The 13,304-nt window shown below is 57.2% G+C and carries 13 protein-coding genes; 6 read left to right on the plus strand and 7 right to left on the minus strand.

What is annotated here, in order from left to right; translation table 11 throughout:
- Positions 1–5: 5 nt before the first annotated feature.
- On the minus strand, positions 6–1,001 hold the full coding sequence (gene gapA, locus APT89_RS15145; RefSeq protein WP_006809136.1) for a glyceraldehyde-3-phosphate dehydrogenase: 996 nt from the start codon (positions 999–1,001) through the stop codon (positions 6–8).
- 341 nt (positions 1,002–1,342) lie between these two features.
- Here gapA and msrB point away from each other — a divergent pair, with 341 nt between their 5' ends.
- The gene (msrB, locus tag APT89_RS15150) at positions 1,343–1,756 is read left to right on the plus strand and encodes a peptide-methionine (R)-S-oxide reductase MsrB (RefSeq protein ID WP_028012770.1); all 414 of its coding nucleotides are present in this window, start codon (positions 1,343–1,345) and stop codon (positions 1,754–1,756) included.
- Positions 1,757–1,797: 41 nt separating this feature from the next.
- Positions 1,798–2,076: a YeaC family protein gene (locus tag APT89_RS15155; protein WP_028012771.1), complete on the plus strand. Its 279-nt coding sequence runs from the start codon at positions 1,798–1,800 to the stop codon at positions 2,074–2,076.
- A 59-nt stretch (positions 2,077–2,135) separates the two neighbouring features.
- On the opposite strand, the gene APT89_RS15160 is transcribed toward APT89_RS15155, so the two are convergent.
- From APT89_RS15160 to sppA, 4 genes are all read right to left on the minus strand, one after another.
- Positions 2,136–3,392 carry a glycoside hydrolase family 18 protein gene (locus APT89_RS15160; RefSeq protein ID WP_045630118.1) on the minus strand — a complete coding sequence of 419 codons (1,257 nt, stop codon included), beginning with the start codon at positions 3,390–3,392 and terminating at the stop codon, positions 2,136–2,138.
- 217 nt (positions 3,393–3,609) lie between these two features.
- A complete protein-coding gene (gene pncA / locus APT89_RS15165; RefSeq protein ID WP_045630119.1) occupies positions 3,610–4,251 on the minus strand; it encodes a bifunctional nicotinamidase/pyrazinamidase in 642 nt (213 codons plus the stop codon).
- A gap of 9 nt (positions 4,252–4,260) precedes the next feature.
- Positions 4,261–5,277: an asparaginase gene (ansA, locus tag APT89_RS15170; protein ID WP_060572844.1), complete on the minus strand. Its 1,017-nt coding sequence runs from the start codon at positions 5,275–5,277 to the stop codon at positions 4,261–4,263.
- Positions 5,278–5,340: 63 nt separating this feature from the next.
- The gene (gene sppA / locus APT89_RS15175; RefSeq protein ID WP_028012775.1) at positions 5,341–7,197 is read right to left on the minus strand and encodes a signal peptide peptidase SppA; all 1,857 of its coding nucleotides are present in this window, start codon (positions 7,195–7,197) and stop codon (positions 5,341–5,343) included.
- A 167-nt stretch (positions 7,198–7,364) separates the two neighbouring features.
- Between sppA and APT89_RS15180 the strand changes: the two genes are divergently transcribed.
- From APT89_RS15180 to APT89_RS15190, 3 genes are all read left to right on the plus strand, one after another.
- A complete protein-coding gene (locus APT89_RS15180; RefSeq protein ID WP_028012776.1) occupies positions 7,365–7,916 on the plus strand; it encodes an NAD(P)H nitroreductase in 552 nt (183 codons plus the stop codon).
- A 116-nt stretch (positions 7,917–8,032) separates the two neighbouring features.
- Positions 8,033–9,076, plus strand: coding sequence for a selenide, water dikinase SelD (gene selD, locus APT89_RS15185; protein ID WP_028012777.1), 1,044 nt, complete (start codon positions 8,033–8,035; stop codon positions 9,074–9,076).
- A 4-nt stretch (positions 9,077–9,080) separates the two neighbouring features.
- Entirely contained in the window at positions 9,081–10,988 is a 1,908-nt protein-coding gene (locus APT89_RS15190; protein ID WP_060572846.1) for a DNA topoisomerase III, read from the plus strand.
- 59 nt (positions 10,989–11,047) lie between these two features.
- Here the strand turns inward: APT89_RS15190 and gdhA are convergent, their stop codons facing one another.
- Positions 11,048–12,391, minus strand: a complete 1,344-nt coding sequence (gdhA, locus tag APT89_RS15195; protein ID WP_045630123.1) for an NADP-specific glutamate dehydrogenase — start codon at positions 12,389–12,391, stop codon at positions 11,048–11,050.
- A 227-nt stretch (positions 12,392–12,618) separates the two neighbouring features.
- Here gdhA and APT89_RS15200 point away from each other — a divergent pair, with 227 nt between their 5' ends.
- The gene (locus APT89_RS15200; protein ID WP_028012780.1) at positions 12,619–12,891 is read left to right on the plus strand and encodes a YnjH family protein; all 273 of its coding nucleotides are present in this window, start codon (positions 12,619–12,621) and stop codon (positions 12,889–12,891) included.
- On the opposite strand, the gene APT89_RS15205 is transcribed toward APT89_RS15200, so the two are convergent.
- Complete coding sequence (locus tag APT89_RS15205; protein ID WP_045261602.1) at positions 12,851–13,267, minus strand: pyrimidine (deoxy)nucleoside triphosphate diphosphatase; 417 nt, start codon at positions 13,265–13,267, stop codon at positions 12,851–12,853. The genes APT89_RS15200 and APT89_RS15205 overlap by 41 nt on opposite strands.
- Positions 13,268–13,304: the final 37 nt, after the last annotated feature.

The raw sequence follows: 13,304 nt of genomic DNA on the forward strand, positions 1-13,304 counted from the left end.
TCAACTTATTTGGAGATGTGAGCGATCAGGTCCAGTACTTTGTTAGAGTAGCCGGTTTCGTTGTCGTACCAGGAAACCAGTTTCACGAAGTTGTCGTTCAGTGCGATACCTGCTTTAGCATCGAACACGGAAGTGCACACTTCGCCGTTGAAATCGGTAGATACAACGTCGTCTTCGGTGTAACCCAGAACGCCTTTCATTGGGCCTTCGGAAGCAGCTTTGATTGCTTTCTTAATTTCTTCATAAGAAGCAGCTTTTTCCAGACGAACGGTCAGGTCAACAACGGATACGTTAGGAGTTGGAACGCGGAACGCCATACCAGTCAGTTTGCCATTCAGTTCTGGCAGTACTTTACCTACAGCTTTAGCAGCACCGGTAGAGGATGGGATGATGTTCTGAGCCGCGCCACGGCCGCCGCGCCAGTCTTTGTGAGACGGGCCGTCAACGGTTTTCTGAGTAGCGGTGGTCGCGTGAACGGTAGTCATCAGACCTTCGATGATGCCGAAGTTGTCGTTGATCACTTTAGCCAGCGGTGCCAGGCAGTTGGTGGTGCAGGATGCGTTAGAAACGATGTCCTGGCCAGCGTAAGTTTCGAAGTTTGCACCGCGAACGAACATTGGGGTGTTGTCTTTGGAAGGACCAGTCAGAACAACTTTCTTCGCACCCGCAGTGATGTGTTTACGTGCAGTTTCGTCGGTCAGGAAGATACCGGTTGCTTCAGCAACAACGTCAACACCGATTTCGTTCCATTTCAGGTTAGCTGGGTCTTTCTCAGCAGTAACGCGGATGGTTTTGCCGTTAACAACCAGGTGGCCGTCTTTCACTTCAACGGTGCCGTCGAAACGACCGTGAGTTGAGTCGTACTTCAGCATGTACGCCATGTATTCAGCGTCCAGGAGATCGTTGATACCAACGATTTCGATGTCAGAACGTTTCTGAGCAGCACGGAAAACAATACGGCCGATACGGCCAAAACCGTTGATACCTACTTTGATAGTCATATATTCCACCAGCTATTTGTTAGTGAATAAAAGGTTGCCTGTAAAATTACAAAAACCTTACGCAGCGTCAAGCGGAATCGTGTCAATCATTGCGACAAATCAATCCTGTGACTAACGTTTGTGCGACTGACTCGCCTCACTTTCCCTTTGAGCTTGCAACCACATGGGGGCTGCGCCCGGAATTTTAAAGTCCTCGCAGGATAAAAATGTGAACGTGATCACAATTGCCTGACCGCCTTTTCGCGACACATAAGTTTAGAACAAAAGTGCACGCAAGGGTGTTAATGTTTTGTTAGAATCCGGGTTAAAAGATGTCTGTTTCTAAAGCGAGATGTAAGCATATGTCGAACCAACATAACCCTGACGATCTGAAAAAAAACCTCACCGAAATGCAGTTTTACGTGACCCAGAATCACGGCACGGAGCCGCCATTTACCGGGCGATTACTGCACAACAAGCGAGACGGTGTCTATCACTGTCTGGTCTGCGATGCCCCGCTGTTCAATTCACAAACGAAATACGACTCCGGCTGCGGCTGGCCGAGCTTTTACGAGCCGGTGAGCGATGACGCAATCCGCTATCTGACCGACTCGTCGCACGGTATGGTGCGCACGGAAATTCGCTGCGGTAACTGCGACGCGCACCTGGGGCACGTCTTCCCGGATGGTCCTCAGCCAACGGGTGAGCGTTTCTGCGTAAATTCAGCCTCAATGAGCTTCACCGATGATGAAAACGGCGACCAGATTAAGGGTTGAAAAAACGATTCAGCAAATTATTCCTTTGAAAGGGAGAGATCGTGAATATTGAGGACATGATTAACGGGATGACCCCGGAAGTTTATCAGCGTCTGGTGACCGCCGTTGAGCTGGGAAAATGGCCGGACGGTGTAGCGCTCACGCCTGAGCAAAAAGAGAACAGTTTGCAGTTGGTGATGCTGTGGCAGGCGCGCAATAACACTGATGCGCAACACATGACTATCGACACTAACGGTCAGATGGTGATGAAGAGCAAGCGCGAGCTGAAGGAAGATTTTGGCATCACGCCGAAGCCGATTGCGACGATCAAAATGCAATAACGGTGCGGGTTGATGCCCTCACCAGGCCCTCTCTCTGTGGGAGAGGGCCTGGTGACTTACTACTTATGCGGGATCCCGAGCGACTCCGCCAGCTGTTTCGCTAACTGATTATTGTCGTCCGCTCCGTACTCCCAGAACATCGCCCCGGCGAGGCCTTTCTCTTTGATGTAGTCCGCCTTGATCGCGACAGAACGCGGATTCTCATACGAAATCGCAAACAGCGCGTTGCCATCGGCACCCTTTACCGAGAGCCACGGTACCTTCGCCTGGTCGTCCCAGTGCTCGGTAAAACGCTTCTGCGGATCGTTCAGCAGCTTCTTCACGATATCGTTGTACTTCACGTAGGTATCTTTAGTCAGGTCATAGCCAAGCGACTTAAACAGGGCGATCTCCTGCGGTCCAAAGTAGGGCTGGGTGACCGGATTTTTTTGCGCGTCCGGCTTGCTCCAGTCAATGCCCGGTTCAACCGCACGTTTCGGTACGCGGCCGTAAAAACCGATCCCGAGGTTCATCTGCTTCGGCTTAAGTCCGGCGGCCAGATAGTTGTTCACCACAAAATCGACGCTGTATTTGTCGGCGGCAGCCACCGTTGGCCAGGCGCTGGAGTCATACAGGTTCGCGTTGAAGTACTGTGTCCCGTACGCCATGTCGTAGGTCATCAGGTTGATGTAGTCGAGGAGCGGGGCGATGGCTTTGACATCCACCCAGCTTTTCGGACTTTCCGCATTCGCGCCCACCGCAATGGTCACCAGCTTTTTCTGCCCGAACGCGTCGCGCATCTCTTTCAGCAGGGCGGTGAAGTTATCCCTGTCGGCGGGCTGGCTTGCAACCAGCCCCCACGCGCCGTTGACCGGATATTCCCAGTCGAGATCGATCCCGTCCAGACCGTATTTCTCAACAATTTCCTTCGCGGAGCGGATAAACACCGCGCGACTCTCCTGGGTTGCCGCTGCGCCAGAGAAACCGCGTGCCCCCCAGCCGCCAACGGAGAGCAGGACTTTCAGGTTCGGGTTTTGTTTACGCAGGGTCGGGATAAGGGCCAGATCGGACGCCACTTTTGGCGAAAGCCAGATTTGATGCAGCTTCGCCGGATCTTTCAGCGCGGGGTTGGTCTCGTCTTTCTCGTTGTTATAAACAAGCCCAAACGAGTAGTTCAGGTGGGTGATCTGGCGAACGTCCAGTTTATTGATATCGCCACCCGGTCCGGCGGTGACATCGCCACCCCCGTTAAAGTAGCCCACGGACATCAGAGGCGCGGCGGAAGCAAGCGACGCGCAAAGCAAGGGTAATGCTGCCAGCAGGGGCAAACGTTTCATACAAGTTCCTCTTTGACTTAATAAAAATAACCACGCCACAGAAAAGGCGTGGCGAAAAAACAGCCTGAAGAGAATAGCATTGCCGCTTCGCTGAGGATGCGAGGGAGTTCACTTTATGGGGATCGGAGGGGGTGTTTTGCCGGGTGGCGGCTGCGCCTTACCCGGCCTACGGGGAAAGGTAGGCCGGGTAAGCATCAGCGCCACCCGGCTTAAAAGGCTACGCCTGCGTTTCCTGCCAGTCTGCCAGCGTATACAGCGTGGCACCTTCGGCGGCCATATCCATAAATGCCTGAGCGCTGTCCTGTGGTTGAATGTTCACCCCGCGACAGCCGTCGGTGATGACGCTAACGGTATAACCCAGCTGGAGCGCGTCCAGCACGGTAAACTTCACGCAGTAATCCGTCGCCAGACCCAGCACGATCAGCTCCGTGATTTCATGGTGACGTAACCACGCGTCCAGCGCCGTCTTCTGGCGATGCCCGTTATCGAAAAACGCGCTGTAGCTGTCGATAACCGGGTTTTCACCTTTATGGAACACCGCGTCGATGGCCTTCTGATTCAGAAGCGGGTGCAGTTCCGCTCCTTCGGTCTGCTGCACGCAGTGATCCGGCCAGAAGGTTTGCGCCAGACCGTCGAGTTCACCCTGGGTGAAAGGCTCAACGTTGTGCTGGCTGGCAAAGCTGCCGTGGTTCGCCGGGTGCCAGTCCTGGCTGGCGACAACCGCTTCACCGCGGGCTTTGCACCAGTCAATCAGGGTATTTGCCACGTCAACGGTGCTGTCACCTTCGGCGACGGCCAGCGCGCCGCCCGCGCAGAAATCATTTTGCAAATCGACCAGTAGCAGGGCGCGTTGCTTCATGAGAGCTCCTTATTCGTCCGGGGTCAGCTCGCCACGCAGGTTTTGCATCATTGCGCGGCGAATGGACTGAATGTCCAGATCCTGACTCAGTAAATAATGAAGTTTAGTCAGCGTCGCCTCAACGGTCATATCGAAGCCGCTGATCACCCCCGCGTGCGCCAGCGCGTTGCCAGTGGCATAACCGCCCATATTGACCTTGCCAGACATGCACTGGGTCAGGTTTACCACCACAATTCCGCGCTCGCTGGCTTCCTGAAGCTCCTTCAGAAATTCGCCGTTCTGCGGAGCGTTGCCGACGCCATAGGAACGGAGGATCAGCGCTTTCACCGGCTGGCGCAGGAAGTTGCTCACCACGTCCGCGGAGATGCCCGGATAAATGGTGACCACGCCAATCGGCTGCGGGGTAATCGGATGCACAATCAGCTCGCCGGCGGTGTTCGGTGCCGGAGGCGTTCCCAGACGACGGATATGAATACCCGCTTCCAGCAGCGGCTGCAGGTTAGGGGAGGCAAAGGCATCAAAACCGTCGGCATGGGCTTTGGTGGTGCGGTTGCCGCGATACAGGCGATTGTTAAAGAACAGCGACACTTCGTTGATCGGGTAATTCGCCGCCACGTACAGGGAGTTCAGCAGGTTGATCTGCCCGTCCGAGCGCAGCTCCGCCAGCGGTATTTGCGACCCGGTGACGATCACCGGCTTGCTCAGGTTCTCCAGCATGAAGGAGAGCGCCGAAGCGGTGAACGCCATGGTGTCGGTGCCGTGCAGGATCACGAAGCCGTCGTACTGGTCGTAATGGGCTTTAATGTCATCCGCGATGTGCTGCCAGTCTTCCGGCGTCATGTCGGAGGAGTCCATCAGCGGCTCGTATTCGTGGATGGTGAAGTCAGGCATTTCCGGACGGTGGAATTCAGGCATCAGCGCAAGCTGACGCTGCAGATGGCCGGAGACGGGGATATAGCCATTTTCAGAGCGCTGCATACCGATGGTACCGCCAGTGTAGGCTACATAAATCGATTTCTTCTGCATGGTAGTGAGTTCTTGTTCTTCAAAAGAAAAACATCCCCTCTTCACGGGAAGAGGGGACGGTTTTTAACGGACGTTCGCGCAGGTCAGGCAAAACGCGTAACGACTTTGTGGATCGTTAAAGGCCGCGAGCTTATCGCTTTCCGCCTTCATCGCTTTCGCAGCCGTGGTCACCGGGGCAGGCAGGTACGCCTGCAGCGCCTCCGGCAGCATGGCGCGTACGGAGACGGACATGCTGTCCATCACCATATCGAAGAACGACGGTTCGTCCTGATAATACTCAACGTGCCACTGCTTGAGCTTCGCCAGTTCGGCGGCTTTCTTCACCGCGTCGTCGAAGTCGCCCAGGCTGTCGACCAGACCGTTACTCTTCGCATCCTGTCCGGTCCAGACGTGGCCCTGTGCAATCTGGTCGATCTGTTCCGGCGTCTTCTTACGCGAGTCGGCAACCAGCGTGATAAAGCGTTTATAGCCGTTCTCAATGCTCAGCTGCATCATCTCTGAAACTTCCGGCGGCAGAGATTTGGTCATCGACACATCCGCCAGCGGCGACGTGGAAACACCATCGGTATGCACACCCAGATAATCCAGGCTGTTTTCCACGGTGTTAATCACCCCGAAGATGCCAATCGAGCCGGTCAGCGTGCTTGGGTTCGCCACAATATAGTTGGCAGGCGTGGAGATCCAGTACCCACCAGACGCGGCCATGCCGCCCATGGATACGACGATCGGCTTGCCAGCGGCACGCGCTGCGGCCAACTCGGCGCGGATCACTTCGGAAGCGCTAACGCTGCCGCCAGGGCTGTTCACCCGCAGGACAATCGCTTTCACTTTCGGATCAAGGCGTGCATCGCGGATTTGCGACGCGGTAGTATCACCGCCGACGTTCCCCGGGGTTTCCTGACCGTCCATGATAGCGCCGTTAGCAAACACCACGGCTACGCTGTCGCCGCTGTCGTCCGGCTTTTTCGCAGCATAGTCATACATGCTGATGGCGCTGTAGTTTTTGTCCTCTTTGCTCCAGCCAAACTGTTTGGTCAGGGCTTTTTCGATATCTGCACTGGTGCCCAGCGCGTCAACCAGCTTGTTGTCGAGCGCATATTTCGCGGTATCACCGTCGACCTTGCGCAGTCCATCCAGCACGCCGCGAGCGCCAGGGAACACCTGCTCAGCGGTAATTTGACGGTTAGCGGCAACGGTACCCAGATAGTTCTGCCACAGCTCGCCAATCCAGCGGCTGTCCGCTTCACGGGCGGCAGGGGACATATCGTCGCGGATAAACGGCTCCACGGCAGATTTATAGGTGCCGACGCGGAAGACGTGGGTGGTGACCTTCAGCTTGTCGAGCAGCGATTTGTAGTACAGGCCGTTGGTGGCAAAACCGTGCAGATCGACCGTTCCCTGTGGCGAAAGCCAGATCTTATTGGCGAAGCTTGCCAGATAATATTGCCCCTGGCTGTAGCTGTCGCCCACGGCAATCACCGGCTTGCCGCTGTCGCGGAACTCGCGCAGCGCTTTACCGATGTACTGCATAGAAGGCTGGTCGCCGCCGGCAAAATCTTTCAGATCCAGCACGATCCCGGTGATGTTTCGGTCGTCTTTGGCCTGACGGATAGTATCGACGATATCGAACAGGGAGTTCTCCTGCAGGCGGTCTGACGTCGCGCCAAACAGCTGGCGGCCGATCACCCCCAGACGATTGCTGGTGGACGGTTTATCAACGATCACGCCGGTGATATCGAGTAACAGGGCCCCACGAGTCGAATGCTGCGCCTGATTCGCGTTGCTGATATGCATCCAGATGCCCGCGCAAACCAGAACCAGAAGGATGAAGAAGATGTTCATCACCAGGTTGCGGACGAAGTTGAGCAGTCGCCACGTCCATTTAAAGAAACCGGCAAAGATTCGCCAAAGGGTTCGCATGTATTCTCCCTAACCAGAAAATGACTGTTTCCGTCGCCACTGGACGGTAATGTTGGGTTATCGTAATGACCCAACCGCCACTTGTCAGCAGGAATCGCCTGCCAGGCTGTAACAAAATCTGCCGTCGTGTTAATTTTGTGAGTAAATTTCAAGAAAGGAGTTAACCAATGGATGCACTCGAACTGCTTGTTAACCGTCGTAGCGCGTCACGTCTGGCCGAACCCGCCCCTGCGGGCGAGCAGCTGGAAAACATTCTGCGTGCCGGTATGCGTGCGCCGGATCATGGCACGCTGCAGCCGTGGCACTTCTTTGTGATTGAAGGCGAAGGCCGCGATCGCTTCAGTCAGCTGCTGGAGCAGGGGGCAGTTGCCGCCGGGCAGGATGAGAAAGGTATCGACAAGGCGCGTAACGCGCCGTTCCGCGCCCCGATGATTATCGCTGTCGTGGCGAAATGTCAGGCCGACCATAAGGTGCCGGTCTGGGAGCAGGAAATGTCTGCCGGCTGTGCGGTGATGGCGATGCAGATGGCCGCCGTTGCGCAGGGTTATAACGGTATCTGGCGCACCGGGCCGCTGACCGAGAGCGCCGCAGTGCGGGCAGGATTCTCCTGCGGTGAGCACGACAAAATTGTCGGTTTCCTTTACCTCGGCACCCCGCAGCTTAAAGCCTCCAGCACCATTAGCGTGCCGGACACCACGCCTTTCGTCAGCCGTTTTTAATTTCACGCGCTAAACTGTCTGGATTCTGAGCATCCGCCGCAGAATTCAGACAGTCATACTTACCTCTTTATGGAATGAGCGCTACCATAGCGCGATTGAGATGACAGGAGACGTCCATGAGCGAGCAAACCATTCGTTTAACGCAGTACAGCCACGGAGCCGGTTGCGGTTGTAAAATTTCCCCGAAAGTGCTGGAGACCATTCTGCACAGTGAACAGGCGAAGTTTGTCGACCCGAACCTGCTTGTCGGCAACGAAACGCGTGACGATGCGGCGGTTTATGACTTAGGTAACGGCACCAGCATTATCAGCACCACTGACTTCTTCATGCCGATTGTTGATAACCCGTTCGACTTCGGGCGCATCGCGGCCACCAACGCCATCAGCGATATCTTCGCCATGGGCGGTAAGCCGATCATGGCCATCGCCATTCTGGGCTGGCCGATCAACACCATTCCACCGGAAATCGCCCGCGAGGTGATTGATGGCGGGCGTTTCGCCTGCCAGCAGGCGGGGATTGCGCTGGCCGGCGGCCACTCGATTGATGCCCCGGAGCCGATCTTCGGCCTGGCCGTTACCGGCGTGGTGCCGACCGAGCGCGTGAAGCGCAACAGCACCGCGCAGGCGGGCTGCAAGCTGTTCCTCACCAAGCCGCTGGGCATTGGCGTGCTCACCACCGCTGAGAAAAAATCCCTGCTCAAACCGGAGCACAAAGGTCTGGCGACGGAAGTCATGTGCCAGATGAACCTCGCCGGCGCGGCGTTCGCCAATATCGACGGCGTAAAGGCGATGACCGACGTCACCGGTTTTGGCCTGCTGGGGCACCTCTCTGAAGTCTGTCAGGGCGCGGGCGTGCAGGCGCAGGTCTGGTATCAGGACGTGCCGAAGCTGCCTGGCGTGGAAGAGTACATTGCCCAGGGCGCGGTTCCGGGCGGTACCCAGCGCAACTTCGCCAGCTACGGTCACCTGATGGGCGAAATGCCTGAGGCGTGGCGTAACCTGCTGTGCGATCCACAAACCTCCGGCGGCCTGCTGCTGGCCGTCACGCCGGAATCCGAAGCCGAGGTTCAGGCAACCGCCGCCGAGTTTGGCATCACCCTGACGGCGATCGGCGAACTGGTGACCGCCCGCGGCGGCCGACCGATGATTGAGATCCGTTAATTCGATGCGGTTGTTTATTGCCGAAAAGCCGAGCCTGGCCCGTGCCATCGCCGACGTGCTGCCTAAACCGCATCGCAAAGGCGACGGCTTTATCGAATGCGGTAACGGGCAGGTGGTCACCTGGTGTATCGGCCACCTGCTTGAACAGGCGCAGCCGGACGTCTACGACAGCCGCTACGCCCGCTGGAACCTCAACGATCTGCCCATCGTGCCGGAAAAGTGGCGTCTTCAGCCTCGTCCGTCCGTCACCAAACAGCTCAACGTCATTAAGCGCTTCCTGCATGAGGCGACGGAAGTGGTCCACGCAGGTGACCCGGACAGAGAAGGGCAGCTGCTGGTGGACGAAGTGCTGGACTATCTTGAGCTGGCGCCGGAAAAGCGCCAGCAGGTGCAGCGCTGCCTGATCAACGACCTCAACCCGCAGGCCGTTGAGCGGGCGATCTCGCGCCTGCGTTCCAACAGCGAGTTTATTCCGCTGTGCGTCTCTGCTTTAGCGCGCGCCCGCGCCGACTGGCTGTACGGCATCAACATGACCCGCGCCTACACCATCCTCGGGCGCAACGCGGGCTATCAGGGCGTACTCTCCGTGGGCCGCGTGCAGACGCCGGTGCTGGGGCTGGTGGTGCGTCGCGACGAAGAGATCGAGAACTTCGTCGCCAAAGATTTCTTTGAAGTGAAAGCGCATATCGTCACCCCGAAAGACGAGCGCTTTACCGCCGTCTGGCAGCCGAGCGACGCTTGCGAGTCGTACCAGGATGAAGAGGGGCGTTTGCTGCACCGTCCGCTGGCGGAGCATGTGGTTAACCGTATTACCGGCCAGCCGGCCATCGTTACCAGCTATAACGATAAACGGGAATCAGAACCCGCGCCGCTGCCGTTCTCCCTTTCTGCTCTGCAGATTGAGGCCGCGAAGCGCTTTGGCCTCAGCGCGCAGAACGTGCTGGATATCTGCCAGAAACTCTACGAAACCCATAAGCTCATCACCTATCCACGTTCGGACAGCCGCTATCTGCCGGAAGAGCACTTTGCCGGACGCCATTCTGTGATGAATGCCATCGGCGTGCACGCGCCGGATCTGCTCCCGCAGTCCGTCGTTAACCCGGACACCCATAACCGCTGCTGGGACGACAAAAAGGTCGATGCCCACCACGCGATTATCCCGACGGCGCGCGCCAGCAGCGTCAACTTGACCGATAACGAAGCGAAGGTCTATAACCTGATCGCCCGTCAGTACCTGATGCAGTTCTTCCCGGACGCGGTGTTCCGCAAGTGCGTCATCGAGCTGGAAATTGCCAAAGGCAAGTTTATCGCTAAAGCGCGTTTCCTGGCGGAAGCGGGCTGGCGCACGCTCCTCGGCAACAAAGAGCGCGATGAGGAGAACGACGGCACGCCGCTGCCGGTGGTCGCTAAAGACGACGAACTGCTGTGCGAGAAGGGTGAAGTGGTTGAACGTCAGACCCAGCCGCCGCGCCACTTCACCGATGCAACGCTGCTGTCAGCCATGACCGGGATCGCCCGCTTTGTGCAGGATAAAGATCTCAAGAAGATCCTGCGCGCCACCGATGGACTGGGTACGGAAGCAACCCGCGCGGGGATCATCGAGCTGCTCTTTAAGCGAGGTTTTCTTGAGAAAAAGGGGCGCTACATCCACTCAACGGAACCGGGCCGGGCGCTCATACACTCCCTGCCGGAGCTGGCCGCAAGGCCGGACATGACCGCGCACTGGGAATCCGTGCTGACGCAAATCAGCGAAAAGCAGTGCCGCTATCAGGACTTTATGCAGCCGCTGGTGGGGACGCTTTACCAGCTGATCGATCAGGCGCGCAGCACGCCGGTGAAGCGGTTCAGAGGCATGGTTGCACCCGGTGGTGGCGCGAAGAAACCGTTCAAAAAGAAAAAGAGCGCGGCCTGATACGCCCGGTTTTCTCCCTCTCCCTGTGGGAGAGGGCACCCGGCCGCACGATATAAACCTTAAATCACACCCTGCCCAATCATCGCATCCGCCACCTTCACGAACCCGGCGATATTCGCCCCGCGCACGTAGTTGGTTTGCGATGCCTCGCCGCCGTACTCGACGCAGGCATGGTGAATATCCAGCATGATGTGGTGCAAACGGGCATCCACTTTCTCCGCCTTCCAGCCGAGCCGCGCCGCGTTTTGCGCCATCTCCAGGCCGGAGGTCGCCACGCCGCCCGCGTTCGCCGCCTTGCCTGGCGCAAACAGCACGCCCGCCTCCAGGAACAGATCCGTCGCCTCGATAGTGGTCGGCATATTCGCCCCTTCCGCTACCGCCTTCACGCCGTTGCTAATTAGCGTGCGCGCAGCGTCCGCGTCCAGTTCGTTTTGCGTGGCGCACGGCAGGGCGATATCCACCGGCACGCCCCACGGCTGTTTGCCTTCCAGATACGTCAGGCCAAGCTCCGCGGCATAATCGGCAAGTCGGCCATCGCGGCTGGCTTTGATTTCGCACAGGCGCGCCAGCTTCTCCGCCGTAAAGCCCGCTTCGTCCACTACCGTGCCTTTAGAGTCGGAGGCCGTCACCACGCGGGCACCAAACTGCATCGCTTTTTCGATAGCGTACTGCGCCACGTTACCGGAGCCGGAGACCGCCACGCGCATCCCCTCGAAACCTAAACCGTGACGCTTGAGCATTGCCTCGGTGAAGTAAACCAGGCCGTAGCCGGTCGCCTCCGGGCGGATCAGGCTGCCGCCAAACGATAATCCTTTGCCGGTAAAGACGCAGGCGCTGTTGTTGGAGAGTTTTTTCATCATCCCGGCCATAAAGCCCACTTCGCGGGCCCCCACGCCGATATCCCCCGCTGGTACGTCGGTGTCCGGGCCGAGGTGGCGGTAGAGCTCGGTCATTAGCGCCTGACAGAAACGCATCACTTCGCCTTCGCTTTTGCCTTTCGGGTCGAAATCGCTCCCGCCTTTACCGCCGCCCATTGGCAGGGTGGTGAGCGCGTTTTTAAACGTCTGTTCAAAGCCAAGGAATTTCAGAATCGACAGGTTCACGGAAGGGTGGAAGCGCATGCCGCCCTTAAACGGACCGATGGCGGAGTTAAACTGCACGCGCCAGGCGCGGTTGACCTGTACCTGGTTGCGGTCATCCACCCAGGTCACGCGGAACTGGATCACACGCTCTGGTTCAACCAGACGTTCCAGCAGCGACAGTTGACGATAGCGCGGGTTTTCTTCAAGGAACGGCCAGAGGGTAGTCATTACTTCACGAACGGCCTGAGCAAATTCGCTTTGATGCGGGTCGCGCTGCTGAACATAGGCAAGGAAACTTTCCAGAGAGCGTGTCTGATCCATAGATATAAGAACCCCTTATAGTCATTAATGTATGTTGCTTATGCGATTTGTGTTGTTTTTTTGACTATACCACCCGTACCGCTTTGTGAAGCAAGCAGAAATGTGGACCGAAAAGGAAATTAATGACCCGGGCCGCGTCATAACAAAAAGCGATGGCGCGCTAAATTAAAGATTCTGCCCGATTTACCGTTATAGTCATTATCAGGACACAACAGGAAGAGAAGTCTATGAACCGTTACGTGATGGCCGCGTTATCATTGATGTTGACCGCAGGCGCGCAGGCTGACCGCATTCGCCCGGATGTAGAAGTGAACGTGCCGCCGGAGGTGTTTAGCTCCAGCGGCCAGCGCGCGCAGCCGTGTAACCAGTGCTGCATCTACCAGGATCAAAACTATTCTGAAGGGGCCGTCGTGAAGGCGGATGGCGTGCTGCTGCAGTGCCAGCGCGATGAACGTACCATCAGCACGAATCCGCTGGTCTGGCGTCGCGTAAAAGAATAAACGCCTCCAGCAGCGGAATATCCGCCGGAGCTAACTCATAACTGAAAGCCTCTTCCGGCGTACACCACGCCAGCGCGCTGTGGTAGTGCGCCGTTAACTCTCCGCTGAAGCGGGGTACGTGCCAGGCGTGCAGGTTGATTAACCGCTGTGATACCTCGCGCTGATGGCTCGCCACGTACTGCTCAGGCTGTGCCTCGATACCCAGCTCTTCACGCAGCTCGCGGATAAGCGCCTCAGGCTGGGTTTCTCCGGCCTCCACTTTGCCGCCAGCGAACTCCCACATTCCCGGCTGGTCGGCGTGAGCAGGGCGCTGTGCCAGTAAAATTTTGTCGTCTTTTTCGATGATGGCCGCAACGACATCGACTGTTTTTAGCATGGTCGTCAATACTTGATAGCGAAAAACGCCATATTAT

The organism is Enterobacter sp. 50588862 (assembly GCF_001462935.1).
Taxonomy (GTDB): domain Bacteria; phylum Pseudomonadota; class Gammaproteobacteria; order Enterobacterales; family Enterobacteriaceae; genus Enterobacter; species Enterobacter bugandensis.

Excerpts from the sequence above, each read along its gene's own strand:
- gapA (WP_006809136.1), bottom strand. The coding sequence starts at position 1,001 with ATGACTATCAAAGTAGGTATCAACGGTTTTGGCCGTATCGGCCGTATT.
- msrB (WP_028012770.1), top strand. The coding sequence starts at position 1,343 with ATGTCGAACCAACATAACCCTGACGATCTGAAAAAAAACCTCACCGAA.
- APT89_RS15160 (WP_045630118.1), bottom strand. The coding sequence starts at position 3,392 with ATGAAACGTTTGCCCCTGCTGGCAGCATTACCCTTGCTTTGCGCGTCG.
- pncA (WP_045630119.1), bottom strand. The coding sequence starts at position 4,251 with ATGAAGCAACGCGCCCTGCTACTGGTCGATTTGCAAAATGATTTCTGC.
- ansA (WP_060572844.1), bottom strand. The coding sequence starts at position 5,277 with ATGCAGAAGAAATCGATTTATGTAGCCTACACTGGCGGTACCATCGGT.
- sppA (WP_028012775.1), bottom strand. The coding sequence starts at position 7,197 with ATGCGAACCCTTTGGCGAATCTTTGCCGGTTTCTTTAAATGGACGTGG.
- APT89_RS15180 (WP_028012776.1), top strand. The coding sequence starts at position 7,365 with ATGGATGCACTCGAACTGCTTGTTAACCGTCGTAGCGCGTCACGTCTG.
- selD (WP_028012777.1), top strand. The coding sequence starts at position 8,033 with ATGAGCGAGCAAACCATTCGTTTAACGCAGTACAGCCACGGAGCCGGT.
- APT89_RS15190 (WP_060572846.1), top strand. The coding sequence starts at position 9,081 with ATGCGGTTGTTTATTGCCGAAAAGCCGAGCCTGGCCCGTGCCATCGCC.
- gdhA (WP_045630123.1), bottom strand. The coding sequence starts at position 12,391 with ATGGATCAGACACGCTCTCTGGAAAGTTTCCTTGCCTATGTTCAGCAG.
- APT89_RS15200 (WP_028012780.1), top strand. The coding sequence starts at position 12,619 with ATGAACCGTTACGTGATGGCCGCGTTATCATTGATGTTGACCGCAGGC.
- APT89_RS15205 (WP_045261602.1), bottom strand. The coding sequence starts at position 13,267 with ATGCTAAAAACAGTCGATGTCGTTGCGGCCATCATCGAAAAAGACGAC.